Here is a 14,085-nt window from a genome sequence, read left to right as displayed (position 1 = left end):
GAATGCCATGCTGCTTCACCGCCTGCTCTATCGCAGCGAGGCCGCGCTCCCCGGCCGCGCGGCGCGGCTCGACCGCGAGCTCGACGGGATCATCGCGGCCTCCCGGGCGCGCAACGAGGCCGCGGGGCTCACCGGGGCGCTCCTGCACGTGCCGGGCATCTTCGTGCAGGCGCTCGAAGGCCCGCTCCCGGCCATCGAGGCGACCTTCGAGCGGATCTGCTGCGACCTGCGCCACCGCCGCGTCGAACTGCTCGAACTGGCGCCGACGGACGAGCGGCTGTTCGGGTCCTGGTCGATGACGCGGATCGCGGTCGACCGGCCCGACCTGCTGCCGGCCGCGCTGCTGCTGCCCGAGGCGCGCGGAGACGGCGCCTCGGCGCGGGCGACGATCCGGCTGATGCGCGCGCTCCTCGTCGGGGGGGCGGCCGCCCCGGCCGACGAATCCGCCGCGGGGGCGGGCGGCCCCGCCCCGCGGCCGCGCGGGCTCGCCGGCTGAGCGGTCCCGGGGCCCGGGCGCGCCCGGCCCTACTGCACCTCGAGCAGGCGGCGGGCGATGACCTGCGCCTGGATCTCCGCCGCGCCCTCGAAGATCGAGAGGATGCGCGCGTCGCAGAGCACGCGGCTGATCTGGTACTCCAGCGCGAAGCCGTTGCCGCCATGGATCTGCAGCGCGTTGTCGGCCGCCGCCCAGGCGACGCGGGCGGCGAGCAGCTTCGCCATGCCGGCCTCCAGGTCGCAGCGCTTGCCCTCGTCCTTCTCGTGGGCGGCGAAGTAGGTGAGCTGGCGGGCGATCGCGATCTCGACCGCCATCATGGCGAGCTTGTCGGCCACCCGCGGGAAGGCCACCAGCGGCTTGCCGAACTGCACCCGCTCCTCCGCGTAGCGCAGGCCGATGTCGAGGGCCGACTGGGCCACGCCGACCGCGCGGGCCGCCGTCTGGATGCGGGCCGATTCGAAGGTCTGCATCAGCTGGGCGAAGCCCTTGCCCTCGACCTCGCCGAGGAGGTTGGCGGCCGGCACCTCGAACCCGTCGAAGGCGAGTTCGTACTCCTTCATGCCCCGGTAGCCGAGCACCTCGATCTCGCCGCCGGACAGGCCCGCGACCGGGAAGGGCTCCGCGTCGCTGCCGCGGGGCTTCTCGCCGAGGAGCAGCGACAGGCCGCGATGGCCCGGCTCCTCGGGTTTGGTGCGCACCAGGATCGTCATCAGGTCGGCCCGGACCGGATGCGTGATCCAGGTCTTGTTGCCGTAGACCTTCCAGGTGTCGCCCTCCCTCACCGCCTTGGTGCGCAGGTTGGCGAGGTCGGAACCGGTATTCGGCTCGGTGAAGACGGCGGTGGGCAGGATCTCGCCCGAGGCGATCTTCGGCAGGAAGCGCTGCTTCTGCGCCTCGGTGCCGCCGCAGAGGATCAGCTCGGCGGCGATCTCGGAGCGCGTGCCGAGCGAGCCGACGCCGATATAGGCCCGCGACAATTCCTCCGAGACCACGCACATCGAGATCTTGGGCAGCCCCATCCCGCCGTACTCCTCCGGGATGGTGAGGCCGAAGACGCCGAGCTCGGCCATCTGGCCGATGATCTCGAGGGGGATGTAGGCGTTCTGCTGGTGCCATTCGTGCGCGTGGGGCACGACCTCGGCCTGGCCGAAGCGGCGCATCTCGGTGCGGATCGCCTCCATGTCCTCGTCGAGGCCCGAATCGCCGATCGTGGCGGCGCCCTGCCCGTCGCGGATCAGCCGGACCAGGGCGGCGCGGTGCGCGGCGGTGTTGCCCTCCGCGATCAGCGTCTCGACGGCGCCGCTGCGGTGGCGCGCCACTTCCTGGGCGCTCAGCCCGAGGGAGGTGGTCGGGCGCACCATCTCGCCCTGGCTCATCGGGATGCCGCCGAATATCTGGTCGAGATACTCGCCGATGCCGATGCGCACGAGCAGGCTCTCGGTCTCGCCGAAGCGCCCGGCTGCCTGGAGCCGCTCCGCGTAGGAGGCGAGCTGGCTCACCGCCTCGGCGTAGGTCGCCAGCCAGGCGAGGCCGTGGGCGGCGTGCTGCTCGGCTTCGAGCTTCTCGGCCGAGAGCCGGCCTTCGGCGGTGGCGACGCGCGCCCGCACTCGGCGCCCGGCATCGGCGGCGAGCGCCTTGGCGGCGGTCGCCGCCTCGCGGGCCAGGGTGGCCAGGTCGGCCTCGACGGTCAGGGGCGCAGCCTGCGCGGACATGGCTCGTATCTCCGGCTGTTCTTGTGCACCGCATGATAGCGGCGTTCGCGCCGGCTTGTAGAGGGCTGCGTCCCCTTGCGTCCCGTCGACCTTTCGGGGGGCGAAGCCCCTCCAGGGGGGCGAAGCCCCTCCAGGGGGGCGAATGCCCCCGAAGGGGCGCCCCCGGGGATCAGGCGCCCCGGCTGGCGACCGCGACGCCCACGACCGCGACGACCATGCCGAGGATCTGGACGGGGGCGAGGCTCTCGCCGAACAGCCCGAAGGCCATGGCGGCCGAGACCGGCGGCACGAGGTAGAACAGGGCCGCGACGCCCGCCACCGCCCCGCGCCGGATCAGCCAGAGCAGGATCAGGATCCCGCCGACCGACAGCCCCAGCACAGCCCAGGCGAGCCCGGCCAGGGCCGGCAGCGAGGCGTCGAAGCGCCCCTCCTCCAGGAGGAGCGCCAGGGGCAGCGTCATCAGCGCCGCGCCCAGGAACTGCACCGCCGCGTTGGTGCGCAGGTCGACCGCCGCCGAGGTGCGCTTCTGCCACAGGGTGCCGAAGGTGATCGCCAGCGTCGACCCGAGGCAGACCGCGAGCGCGGCGGGCGGGATCGCGTCGGCCCCCGCGCCGAGCTTCGGGGCCAGCACGAGCCCCGCCCCGAGGAAACCGACCGCGATGCCGAGCCAGCGGCGGGCCGAGACCCGCTCGCCGAGGAGCGGCCCCGCGATGACCGCCGTCAGGAGCGGCTGCAGGCTGGTGACGAGGGCGGCGAGACCGGCCGGCAGGCCCCGGCTGACCGACCAGAACACGCCGTCGAGGTAGAGGCCCTGCAGCAGGATCCCGGCCACGAGGGCGTCGCGCCAGCCGCGCCAGCCGCGCGGCCAGCGCGCCCCGGCGAGCAGGGCCACGCCGCCCAGCACCGCCACCGTGCCGAGGAAGCGCAGGCTCAGGAAGGTCAGCGGCTCGGCGTGCGGCGCGACGAGCCGGGCGACGACGAAGCCCGTCGCCCAGATCACCACGAACAGGGCCGGGGCGAGGCGCGCAGCGAGCGCCGCCGAATCTGGCGCGAGCGTCATCATTCTGCGCGCAGGCAGCACGGCGGCGGCGCGGACGCAACCGCCGCCGCGTCCCGCCCGCCACGCCCCCGGCGCATGGCGGCAGGGGCACGAAATGGCGCTCCCGCCCCGTCCCGGCCCGGTGTAGAGACCCCTTCGCCATGCGCCTGCGCACCGCCCTCGAGATCGCCGCCATCGCGGCCCAGCGCTTCGTCGCGCATGACGGCTGGGCCATCGCGAGCCACATCGCGCTCTCGCTCCTCACCTCCCTGTTCCCGTTCCTGATCCTGCTCACGGCGCTCGCCAGCGTGTTCGGCACCAAGTCGCTGGCGGACGAGGCCAGCAACCTGCTGTTCGAGGTCTGGCCGAGCGAGGTGGCCGGGCCGGTCGCCGCGGAGGTGCACCGGGTGCTGACCGAGCAGCGCGGCGGCATCCTGACCATCGGCGCGCTGCTCGCCCTCTACTTCTCGTCGAGCGGGGTCGAGAGCCTGCGGGTCGGGCTCAACCGCGCCTACGGGCTGCGCGAGAGCCGGCCCTGGTGGCTGACCCGCCTGGAATCGATCGGCTACGTGATCTGCGGCGCCTTCGCGATGCTGGCCTTCACCTTCCTGGTGGTGCTGGGGCCGCTGGTCTGGCGCGCGCTGGTCATGGTCGCGCCCGGAATCGAACCCCTCGGGCTCACCATCGCGGTGGTGCGGGTGGCGCTCACCGCGCTGCTGATCGCCCTCGTCCTGGTCATCGCCCACAAGTTCATCGCGGCCGGGCGCCGGCCCTGGCACATGGTGCTGCCGGGCGTGGCGGTGACGCTCGGCATGTGGGTGATCGCCGGCCTCGGCTTCGGCACCTACCTCGACCGCTTCTCCAGCGCCTACGTCTCGACCTATGGCGGGCTGGCCACCGCCATGGTGTTCCTGATCTTCGTCTACTGGCTCGCCGCCATGTTCCTGTTCGGGGGCGAGGTGAACGGCACCCTGATCGCCGCCCGCCGTCGCCGCCTGCAGGCCAAGGCGCAGAGCCGCCAGGACACGATCAAGCTGATGTGATCCGCTAACCGGACGATCACGTCCGGACAGCGGATGCCAAGCCCGCGCGGCGCTTGAGCGAAGCCGACATCCGCCTCGCGCCGCGATCCGTCGGATGTCGGATGAGGTCCCGGCCCGGGCCCATTCCCCCAAATGGATGATGCGCCGCGGCGGGCGCCGTGCTGTGCTGCACGCGGATCTCTCGAGACGGAGACCTACCTTTCGCCCGCCCCAGCCCCCGCTGCGGCGGGCGCTTTGCGTCGGGCGAGCGGCCGCCCCCGTCCGCCGGGTGCGGCCCGAACGCGACGCGGCGGGGATGCTGCCATCCCCGCCGCGCGCGTCGGTCAGTTCGGGAGGGTCAGGCCGCGGCCGAGACGGCGCCGGTCGGGACCTCCGAGATCGTCTTCAGAACCTGCGAGGCGATCTGGTAGGGGTCGCCCTGGGAGTTCGGGCGGCGATCCTCGAGGTAGCCCTTGTAGTCGTTCTTCACGAAGCTGTGGGGCACGCGGATCGAGGCGCCGCGGTCGGCCACGCCGTAGGAGAACTTGTTCCAGGGCGCCGTCTCGTGCTTGCCCGTCAGACGCAGGTGGTTGTCCGGGCCGTAGACGGCGATGTGGTCGTCGAGGTTCTTCGCGAAGGCGGCCATCAGCGCCTCGAAATAGGCCTTGCCGCCCACTTCGCGCATGTACTTGGTCGAGAAGTTGCAATGCATGCCCGACCCGTTCCAGTCGGTGTCGCCGAGCGGCTTGCAGTGCCACTCGATGTCCACGCCGTACTTCTCGCAGAGGCGCAGCAGCAGGTAGCGCGCCATCCAGATCTCGTCGGCGGCCTTCTTGGAGCCCTTGCCGAAGATCTGGAACTCCCACTGGCCCTTCGCCACCTCGGCGTTGATGCCCTCGTGGTTGATGCCGGCCGCGAGGCAGAGGTCGAGGTGCTCCTCGACGATCTGGCGGGCCACGTCGCCGACGTTCTTGTAGCCGACGCCCGTGTAGTAGGGGCCCTGCGGGGCCGGGTAGCCGGAGGCCGGGAAGCCGAGCGGGCGACCGTCCTTGTACAGGAAGTACTCCTGCTCGAAGCCGAACCACGCGCCCTCGTCGTCCAGGATGGTGGCGCGCTTGTTCGTCGGGTGCGGGGTGACGCCGTCCGGCATCATGACCTCGCACATGACCAGGGCGCCGTTCGTGCGGGCCGGGTCGGGATAGAGGGCGACGGGCTTCAGCACGCAATCCGAGCTGTGGCCCTCCGCCTGCTTCGTCGAGCTCCCGTCGAAGCCCCACAGCGGCAGCTGCTCCAGGGTCGGGAAGCTGTCGAATTCCTTAATCTGCGTCTTGCCCCGGAGATTCGGAACCGGCGTATAGCCGTCAAGCCAAATATATTCCAGTTTGTACTTCGTCATTTCCAGCCTCTCGTCAGGGAACCATGCGGAGCTTGAGGCGCTGCTGCCAGTTACCTTGCCTCCCAAGGCGCAGACCCTAAAGCACAGGCTGTGCCAAGTGGGGTTCCCGCGGCGCGGTCGCGGTCGCAGCCCGGCCGAAGGCGAGGCGCCGTCCCGGCCCGGAGGGAGCGAGGGGCGCCCGGATCGCGCCCGCGCCGCGGGCGGCGGCGACCGCGCCGGGACTGCCCACCGGATGGGCAGCCGCGCGCCCCTGCCGCGATCGAGGGCAGCGGGGCGCTCGGCGCGGAGGGAGCGCGCTGCAACAATGCAATCGTGATCGGCAAGACCATTTCTGCGCAAATTGCGTGCATTTACTGATTTTTTTGGCAGCAGACCGTGCAAGCAGCGGGCAGTGGAGGCTATATTGACCCGGTGACTGGCGCGTACCGCCAGGCGGGACGACAGGAGACCGGCTGATGATGAAGGCGGGCCCCCAGCGGGAGACGGCGAAGATCTATCAATTCCCCCTGCGGAACCGCGCCGCCCCGGCGGCGCGCCGGCCGCAGGCCGAGGCGGGCGAGCGCGCGACGCGCTACGCGGACGCGGCCTTCGGCGCCGGCTGGTACCACGAGGCGGCGATCCAGGACGCCGACCGCAGCCGCAAGCCGTGACGGTGCCGGACAGCGACGCCGGGGGAGTGGGCGGGCCCCCGCGGCGTCACTGGCCGAAGATCGACCAGCCGAGCCGCTTCGTCAGCATCTCGAGCGCGATGCGGCCGAGATGCGAGTTGCCCGCCGCGTCGAGCCCCGGCGACCACACGGCGATCGAGGCCCGGCCGGGCGCGATCGCCAGGATGCCGCCGCCGACCCCGCTCTTGCCGGGCAGGCCGACCCGGTAGGCGAATTCCCCCGAGCCGTCGTAGTGCCCGCAGGTGAGCATGACGGCGTTGATGCGCCGCGCCCGCTCGGGCTGCACCACGAGGTGGCCGGTCGCGGGGTGACGCCCGGAATGCGCCAGGAAGCGGCCGGCCTCGGCGAGCTGGCGGCAGGTCATGGCGATGGCGCAGTGGTGGAAGTAGACGCCGAGCAGGTAGGGCACCGGGTTGTCGAGCACCCCGTGCGCCTTCATGAAATTCGCCAGCGCCATGTTGCGGTAGCCCGTGCGCTGCTCGGAGGCCGCCACCGACTCGTCGATGGCGATCGCGGCGTCGCCCGCCAGGAATTGCAGGAAGCGCAGGATCTCGCCCAGCGCCTCGCGGGGCTGGTGGCGCGACAGGATCACGTCGGTGACCGCGATCGCCCCCGCATTGATGAAGGGGTTGCGGGGGATGCCGCGCTCGTACTCGAGCTGGACGATCGAGTTGAAGGGGCTCCCCGACGGCTCGCGGCCGACGCGGCGCCAGAGCCGGTCCCCCACCATCCCGAGCGCCAGGGTGAGGGTGAAGACCTTGGAGATGCTCTGGATCGAGAACGGCACGTCGCAATCCCCGGCGGCGGCGACCTCGCCGTCGGCATCGATCACCACCATCCCGAAGGCCCGCGGGTCCATGCGGGCGAGTTCCGGGATGTAGGTGGCGACCTCGCCGCGGTCGGGGCGGGCGCGCATCTCCTCGGCGATCTCGGTCACGACGCGGGTCAGGTCGGTCACGGGCGGGCCTCGCGGTGGGCGGTTCGGGCGGTGGCGGGGCGGCCGGGTGCGGCATCGCCGCCCGCGCGAAGCGGAGTTGCGCGACGCGGTCCCGCTTCGACCGGCATCGCCTCCTCGGCGCCGCCGGACCGGTGCCCCTCTCGGCGCAGGACGCTCAGCCGAAGGCCCCGACCTCGTGCTGGATCATGCCGCTGATCTCGCGCACCTGCGCGAAGAGGCGGCCGATCGGCTCGAACAGGGTCCGGTGCTCCGTCTCGTAGGTGCCGACCCCGCGCGGCCCGGCCGGCTCGCCGAAATTCAGGCCGAGCGTCGGGTCCGGCGTCACCGGGAAGATCTCGTCCAGCGCCTTCAGGCAGCCCGGCACGTCGAGCCGCAGGATGCGCTCGATCAGGCTCTCGCGGGTGACGCCGGCCTGCGGCCGGAAGCCCGGGATGTGCACGGCCAGGAACCAGATCCGATGGATCAGCGCGAGCCGGAGCGCGTGCAGCAGGGTCAGCCGCAGGCTCATCGCGGCGAGGTCGCGCGCCACCGAGTGCAGCATCAGGTGGTCGTGGGTCAGGCGCCCGAACAGCCGGCGCAGGCGCGGGGCGAGGTTCAGCCGGTCGAGGGCACCCGCGATGGCGATGATCTCCTCCCGCCGCCCGTCGCGCGTCGCCCGCCGCGCCCGTTCCAGCCACATGCCGGGATCGAGCGTCTCGATGTAGGCGCGCAGCACGTCGAGGTCGCTGACCCGGGCGGCGTGCTGGACGAGGCTGAAGGCGCGCCGGAAGCGCTCGGACTCCGCCCGCATCTCGCCGAACAGGTCCGGGGCCCGGGCGGCGGCGTGGCCGACCCCGTGCATCGAATTCGCCAGGAAGCCGAGCTGCTGCAGGATGGCGTTGTTGGGGATCGCCCGGATCTGCCGTGGATGGGTGATCGCGACCGGGCCGCCCGCGTCGGACTGGCGCGCCACCGGCCGCGACCCGGTGCGGTCGATCAGGTTCGGCCCGAAGGTGCCGAGCAGGGCCGCGTAGCCGGGATCGTCGACCAGCGTCTCCATGTCCTGCCGGGCGCCGGTGAAGAACTCGGTGGCGAAGTCGGGCTCGGCGTAGATCGGATCGGGCGGGGGATCGCCCGCCTCGAAGACGTGCTCGACGATGCGCAGCACGGTGGCGCGCGCGAGCGGCGCGGAGCCGAACAGCAGGTAGCCGTCCGTGCCCTGGAAGCTCGATTCGAGCCGCACCTTCAGCCCCGCCTCGCGGTTGCGCAGGCGCGCCTGGCTCGGGGCGAGGTAGGCGAGGCGGTCGCGCAGGCTCGCCGGATGGGCGCCGCGGCCGATCGACTCGCCGTGCGTGTCGAAGATCACGAGCTCGATGTCGGCGAGGCCGTTCGCGACCATCATCTCGGTGATGCGCAGGCGCAACCGCTCGATCCAGAAGGTGGCGGCGAGCTGGCCGACGTAGCGGCCGGAATCCGAGTAGCCGAATTGCAGCACGAGGCGGCCGATCCGGCGCAGGTAGCGCCGCCAATGGGCGGAGCGCAGCGCGTCCTCGACGACGTGCACGCCCTGCTCCAGGGCCGAGGCGGTCTCGAAGAGCGGCGTGATCTCGACCTTGTCGCCGATGCCGAAATGCTCGGCGAGCCAGAGCGCGGCGAGGAGCGTGTAGCCGGTCTCGGTCTCGGCGATCAGGAAGCGCACCGGATGGGTGCCGTCCACGTGCTTGAGGATCTGGGCGATCGTCATCATCAGGCGGGAGGCGGAGGAGCGCTCGGCGGCGAGCGCGCCGAAATCCACCGGCACCGCCTCGACGTGGTCGAGGAGCGCGTTGATCGAGGCGAGGTGCGAGCGGCGCTGGGCCGGGTCGGTCGGGTCGCCCTCCCGGTCGAGGGAGCGGCGCACCGCGTTGTGGACCTGGGTGGCGTTGAGCCGGAAATGCGGCAGCCCGTTCTGCAGCCCGTGCGCGGCGCAGCCGGCGCGCAGGACGCAGAGCCTGAGCCGCGCCTCCTCGTCGCGCGTCGCCGCGATCGCCGCGCCGAGGGCGGAGAGCAGCGGGCCCGCCTCGGTCTGGGCGCGCTCGCGCTCGATGATCAGCGCGAGGGCGAAGCGGTGCACCACCTCCAGGCTCGGATCGTCGCCGAGCTTGGGGGCGACGGCGAGCTGGCGCGACACCGCGTCGCGGGCCGCCTCCGCGAGCCGCCGCACCGGGACGGCGGCCGGATCCTCCGGGAGCTGCGCCAGAACCCGCTCGAATTGCGTGCGCTTCGATTCCAGCCGGTAGCGCAGCGTGTCCCACCAGCCGATATCGGTGCGCCCGTCCGTGTCGCAGCCGACCCAGGAGGCGATCACGACCGGCTGCGGCACCAGGTCGTGCCAGTGCTCGGGCCAGCGCTCGCGGGCGGCCCGCAGCAGGGCCTCGTTCAGCCCGTCGAGGGCGGCGCGCCCGTGCTGCACCGAGAAGCGGGCCTGGTCGAACTCGTCGTTGAGGGTGATGACCGGGTCGGGGCGGGAGGACAGCCCCGCCGCCTCGCCGAGCAGGGCCCGCCGGCCTTCCGGGGCCGGCGTCGAGGCGGCCTCGGCGAGCAGGCGGGCCACCGCCTTGGGCATGCCGAAGGTCGGGTGCGCGGTGAAGACCGCCGCGAAGCGCGGTCGCTCGATCCGGGCCCGGGCCACCTCGAAGTCGCTCTCCTCGCCGAGGATCAGCGGCACCGCGCGGGCGAGGTCGTCGCCGCCCTCCTGGTCGAGGCCCAGATAGGCGCGCAGGCGCTGCGCCCGCTCCTCCAGGGCCTGCCCGCGCAGGGAGCGGAAGAGCGGTTCGAGGTCCGCCTCGCTCACCTCGCCCCGGTCCATGCGGCGGCTGATCGCGAGGGCCACGGTGAGGACGGGGTTGCGGAATGGGTCCTCGCTCGCCTGCTGCCGGGCCTGCTCCACCAGCTGGAGCAGGTCCGCCTCCAGGCTCTCGGGAGCGGCGGGCGAGTCGGGGGTTTCCTCGGGCCGGTACATGGGCATCTCTCGTCGCGGCAGGGCCGGATGCGGGTGCGGGGCCGGGCGACGCAAGGTCCGTTCCGCGCCGCTTCCGCGCGGGAGGCCGGGCGTGCCGGGCCGCGCGGGGCGCCGGGCGCGCCCGGGCGACTCGGTCGCGCGCGCCGTCAGAGGATCATAGGACGGGGGCGTCGCGCCAGCCCGCGGAACGGGTCATCCGGCGCCCCTGGTCACCGGGCGGCTCTCGGGCTAGATCCGAAGGCGTGAGGGCTGATCCGGGCCGGCGCCGGGCGAGCGGGATCGCGGACGGACCAGGGAGCGGCCTCGGGCTTCGGTCGATATGGTGTTCTTGCTGGCCGCCGCGGCGGTGACCTTCGCGGTGATCATCCTCCTTCTGGTGCTGGTGGCCGGAGATCGCCGGCCGCCCCTGCGCCTGCCGCGCGAGCACCTGCTGGAGGAGCGCGGCGACGAACTCTACGACGCGCTCGGACCGCGGCCGCACGGCCTCGTCGACCGCAGCGACGCGGAGCCCGAGGCGCCGGCCGGGCGCCTCCCCGGCCCCGCCCCGCGGCCGGCCCCGCACAGGAGCCCTCCGCAGGTGATCGATCACGATCCCGACGAGCACCGTCACGCGAACGGGGGGGACCGATGAGGCGCGTCGCGGGCTCGGCGGTCCCGCTCGCCGCAGCGGCGCTGCTGGCCGCCGGGGCGGCGCTGCCGGTGGCCGGATCGACCCGAGCGCGCGCCGAGGATGCCGCGCCCGTGTCCTGCGGGAACGAGGCCGCGTCCTATGCCGGCGGCAAGGGCGTGAGCCTGTGGGTGACCCGGCGCGGAACCCTCACGCGCGAGAACCCGCTGCGGCCGCTGACCCCGGACCTTCTGCAGGTGCTGGAGGTGGTGATCCGCGGCAAGGCCGCGACGGCCTACGGCCCCGACCTCGACAACCTTCGTCGCGGCGGCGCGCCGGCGAGCCTCGAAGCGCAGAGCGGTCCGGGCGCGGCGATCCGCTGGGGCGCGGGCCTCGACGGGCTGCCGAAGACCCTGCGGATCCTTCAGGATGACGGGGCGGGCGTGGTCGCCGCCCTGCCGTTCCGGGCCTGCGGAGAGGCACCGAAGGTGGCGGCGCCGAAGGTCGAGGCGCCCAAAGGCGCTTCGTCCAAAGGCGCTTCGTCCAAGGGCGCTTCGTCCAAGGGCGCCTCGCCCGGCGCCGCCAAGGATGCGGGGGACGCTCGGCCGGGCGGCCCGTCGGCGGCGTCCGCGCCGACCGGTCGCGCCAAGCCTGCCCGCAAGGCGGACGAGCCTGCCGGCCGGCTTCCGAACGGCTTCACGCTGCCCCAGGGTGCGATCGAGTGATGCGACATCCGACGGATCGCGTCGCCATGCGGATGGCGGCTTCGCTCACGCGCCGCGCGGGCTTGGCGTACACCGTCCGGACGTGATCGGCCGGACAGCGGCTGAGCTGACTCCGCGGGACGCGGCGAGGCGGCCGCGGGGGGCCGGCTCTCCGGGCCGCGAGCCCTCGGCCTACTTGCGCGCCGCCATCATGTCGTGGGCGAGCACGGTCAGCTTCCCGATCAGGCTCGAAATGTCCCCGTGCGTGCAGGACCATTGCGTGCCGATCGAGGCGCCGTCCGAGGACACGGAGACCACCGCCACCGAGCGCAGCTTGCCCTCGCGTGCGAGCCGCAGCTGGTCCTGCAGCACGTCGATCATCGAGGCGGTGTTCTCGTCCGCGGGCGCGGAGGACACGGCCTGGGGAAAGGTGAGGATGCGTGTGGGTTCGGAAGCGAGTTCGGTCATGGGACTCTTAAGGACGCGGGTTGGGATCTCGGGCCTGCGGCGCGGGCCCGCCGTCGAGCCGCGCGACGAGTTCGTGGAGGCTCGACGCGAGGTCGGTCGGAAGGCGCTCTAGGAGAGCGCCTTCGAAGGCGGCCTGCAGCCCGGCGGAGAGGATGTTCGCCAGGTGCTCGCCACCGGAGGGACAGAGGCTGCCCCCGCGCGCGGCCGGCACGGTCGCGGCCGGGTGGAGCCGCGACATGGGCGAGATTTGTGACATCATCGCGGTCTCTGGACTGTACGCCGTCTCTGACCCCAAAACTGCCAGTCCCGCCGCGGATCACAATCCCCGGGCTGCGGCCGAGCTTTCGGTTCCGACCGGTTGTGATCGGTCCGCAACAGTGCGGCGGCGGCGTGCCGGCGCTTTCCTCGGCAAAAGTGTATTGAGCGGAAAACCGATGATTACATCCGGTGCAGGACGCGCCGCTTAACATATGTTAGATCAGTCAGGCGTCACTTGCAGACACACTCGCGCTGCATCGGAGGGTTGGTGTCGCGTTGGCCCAGTATCTGATCCGCAAGCTCGAGCACTTCGCGCGCCTGTTGCCAGAGGAGCGTGGCGTGCTCGATACGCTCGCGCGCCAGCGAACTCGGCGCGTCCGGGCCCGGGACGACGTCATCCACGAGGGCGATGCGCCGCAATTCATCAACCTCGTGCTCGACGGTTGGGCATGCCGCTACAAGACCTTGGAGGACGGCCGACGGCAGATCCTGTCCTATCTCCTGCCGGGCGACATCTGCGATTTCGGCGCGCCGGTGCTGCGGGAGATGGACCATTCGATCGGGGCGATTACCGCGGTCACTCTGGCGAAGATCACGTTCGATGCGGCGGGACAACTTCTCACGGCTTATCCGCGGCTGATGAGGGCCTTCTGCTGGGACGCGCTGACCGCGGCGGCGATCCAGCGGGAATGGACCGTCAACATCGGTCAGCGCACGGCCTTCGAGCGCCTCGGTCACCTGCTCTGCGAGCTCTACGTCCGCATGCGGGCGGTTGGCCTCACCCGCGGCGCGAGCTGCGACCTTCCGCTCACGCAGGGCGAGATTGCCGACACGATCGGACTCTCGGTCGTCCACGTGAACCGGACGCTGCAGGAGCTGCGCAATACCGGCTTCATCACGCTCGGCGGGCGCGAGCTGACGATCCACAGGCTCGACGCCCTCGAACGGGTAGTCCTGTTCAACAGGAACTACCTCCACCTCTCCCGCGAGGGCCGGCACCTCGACGGCCCGGACGAGCCGTCGACCCTCCCGGACGCCACCCGTTCCTGAAAATCGGGGAAGAAGGCGGGCCGCGTCACTAAAATGACACGGTCATCGACAGTTTCTGATCCGGTCATGCCCGGAATACTCTCGCCATGCTGACGGGTTCAGCCATCACACGCGCCTTCGTGATCGTGGTCCTGGCCGCGGGACTCGCGGGGCTCTGGCAATCCTTCTTCGGCCGCGCGGCGCCCGACCGGGCGGCCCTGGCTGCGGCGATCCCGGCCGCGCCGATCCCGGCCGCGGCCAAGATGACGGCCGCCGCGGCCCCGCAGGGGGGCGAGGAGGCCGCGCCCGTCAGGTCGGTCTATCCCGGGCCGGCCCCGCAGGCGCCGGCCGCGCCGGCCCCGGCCGCGCCGGCGGCCGCGCTGCTCGGCGCCGAGTCCCGCCCGCTCGCGCCGCCGTTCGGGGGACCGCCCGCGCCGCCCCCGGCGATCGAGGCGCCGGCCGAGCCGGCGGCGGCGGCACCTCCCCCCGTCTTCGCGGAGCCCACCAGGGTCGCCTCGGCGGAGGATCCTCCCCCGGCCGCGGCGGCCGAACCCTCCCCCGCGCCCGGCGGCATCGACCTCAACACCGCGACCCTGGCCGAACTCAACGGGCTGCGCGGCGGCGGGCGCATCGGCAAGGCGATCATCGCCGGGCGCCCCTACGCGTCGCCCGGCGACCTCCTCGCCAAGCGCGTCGTCAGCCGCGCGGTGTTCGAGCGCATCAAGGACCAGGTCGCGGTGCGCTGACC

The 14,085-nt window shown here is 72.6% G+C and carries 14 protein-coding genes; 7 read left to right on the top strand and 7 right to left on the bottom strand.

The features are described from left to right. The first annotated feature begins 7 nt into the window (after window positions 1–7). Window positions 8–496: a BLUF domain-containing protein gene (locus M446_RS21935; protein ID WP_012334306.1), complete on the top strand. Its 489-nt coding sequence runs from the start codon at window positions 8–10 to the stop codon at window positions 494–496. Between the two features lie 29 nt (window positions 497–525). Here the strand turns inward: M446_RS21935 and M446_RS21930 are convergent, their stop codons facing one another. Together M446_RS21930 and M446_RS21925 are read right to left on the bottom strand one after the other, a co-directional pair. After that, window positions 526–2,208 (bottom strand): acyl-CoA dehydrogenase family protein, encoded by a 1,683-nt coding sequence (locus M446_RS21930; protein ID WP_012334305.1) that lies wholly within the window; start codon window positions 2,206–2,208, stop codon window positions 526–528. A 169-nt stretch (window positions 2,209–2,377) separates the two neighbouring features. Then, window positions 2,378–3,268, bottom strand: a complete 891-nt coding sequence (locus M446_RS21925; protein WP_012334304.1) for a DMT family transporter — start codon at window positions 3,266–3,268, stop codon at window positions 2,378–2,380. A 140-nt stretch (window positions 3,269–3,408) separates the two neighbouring features. Between M446_RS21925 and M446_RS21920 the strand changes: the two genes are divergently transcribed. Beyond that, window positions 3,409–4,290, top strand: a complete 882-nt coding sequence (locus M446_RS21920; RefSeq protein ID WP_012334303.1) for a YihY/virulence factor BrkB family protein — start codon at window positions 3,409–3,411, stop codon at window positions 4,288–4,290. 337 nt (window positions 4,291–4,627) lie between these two features. Here M446_RS21920 and M446_RS21915 read toward each other — a convergent pair whose 3' ends face one another. Further along, a complete protein-coding gene (locus tag M446_RS21915) occupies window positions 4,628–5,665 on the bottom strand; it encodes a glutamine synthetase beta-grasp domain-containing protein (RefSeq protein WP_012334302.1) in 1,038 nt (345 codons plus the stop codon). Between the two features lie 455 nt (window positions 5,666–6,120). Between M446_RS21915 and M446_RS21910 the strand changes: the two genes are divergently transcribed. Next, window positions 6,121–6,315: a DUF2735 domain-containing protein gene (locus M446_RS21910; RefSeq protein WP_012334301.1), complete on the top strand. Its 195-nt coding sequence runs from the start codon at window positions 6,121–6,123 to the stop codon at window positions 6,313–6,315. Between the two features lie 46 nt (window positions 6,316–6,361). Here the strand turns inward: M446_RS21910 and M446_RS21905 are convergent, their stop codons facing one another. Then, a complete protein-coding gene (locus M446_RS21905) occupies window positions 6,362–7,291 on the bottom strand; it encodes a glutaminase (protein ID WP_012334300.1) in 930 nt (309 codons plus the stop codon). A 154-nt stretch (window positions 7,292–7,445) separates the two neighbouring features. After that, window positions 7,446–10,271 carry a phosphoenolpyruvate carboxylase gene (locus tag M446_RS21900; RefSeq protein WP_012334299.1) on the bottom strand — a complete coding sequence of 942 codons (2,826 nt, stop codon included), beginning with the start codon at window positions 10,269–10,271 and terminating at the stop codon, window positions 7,446–7,448. A 319-nt stretch (window positions 10,272–10,590) separates the two neighbouring features. On the opposite strand from M446_RS21900, the gene M446_RS21895 reads away from it, so the two are divergent. Next, window positions 10,591–10,902 carry a hypothetical protein gene (locus M446_RS21895; protein ID WP_012334298.1) on the top strand — a complete coding sequence of 104 codons (312 nt, stop codon included), beginning with the start codon at window positions 10,591–10,593 and terminating at the stop codon, window positions 10,900–10,902. After that, on the top strand, window positions 10,899–11,603 hold the full coding sequence (locus M446_RS21890) for a hypothetical protein (RefSeq protein ID WP_012334297.1): 705 nt from the start codon (window positions 10,899–10,901) through the stop codon (window positions 11,601–11,603). The genes M446_RS21895 and M446_RS21890 overlap by 4 nt, the downstream gene beginning before the upstream one ends. Before the next feature lie 171 nt (window positions 11,604–11,774). Here M446_RS21890 and M446_RS21885 read toward each other — a convergent pair whose 3' ends face one another. Both M446_RS21885 and M446_RS21880 read right to left on the bottom strand, forming a co-directional pair. Beyond that, complete coding sequence (locus M446_RS21885) at window positions 11,775–12,050, bottom strand: hypothetical protein (protein WP_012334296.1); 276 nt, start codon at window positions 12,048–12,050, stop codon at window positions 11,775–11,777. 7 nt (window positions 12,051–12,057) lie between these two features. Further along, window positions 12,058–12,309, bottom strand: a complete 252-nt coding sequence (locus tag M446_RS21880; protein ID WP_012334295.1) for a hypothetical protein — start codon at window positions 12,307–12,309, stop codon at window positions 12,058–12,060. A 275-nt stretch (window positions 12,310–12,584) separates the two neighbouring features. Here M446_RS21880 and M446_RS21875 point away from each other — a divergent pair, with 275 nt between their 5' ends. Both M446_RS21875 and M446_RS21870 read left to right on the top strand, forming a co-directional pair. Next, window positions 12,585–13,358, top strand: coding sequence for a Crp/Fnr family transcriptional regulator (locus M446_RS21875; protein WP_012334294.1), 774 nt, complete (start codon window positions 12,585–12,587; stop codon window positions 13,356–13,358). An 86-nt stretch (window positions 13,359–13,444) separates the two neighbouring features. Continuing rightward, window positions 13,445–14,083: a helix-hairpin-helix domain-containing protein gene (locus M446_RS21870; protein ID WP_012334293.1), complete on the top strand. Its 639-nt coding sequence runs from the start codon at window positions 13,445–13,447 to the stop codon at window positions 14,081–14,083. The last annotated feature ends 2 nt before the right edge of the window (window positions 14,084–14,085 follow it).

Source organism: Methylobacterium sp. 4-46 (assembly GCF_000019365.1).
In the GTDB taxonomy this organism is placed as follows: Bacteria; Pseudomonadota; Alphaproteobacteria; order Rhizobiales; family Beijerinckiaceae; genus Methylobacterium.
This window is presented reverse-complemented; position numbering and strand designations above follow the sequence as displayed.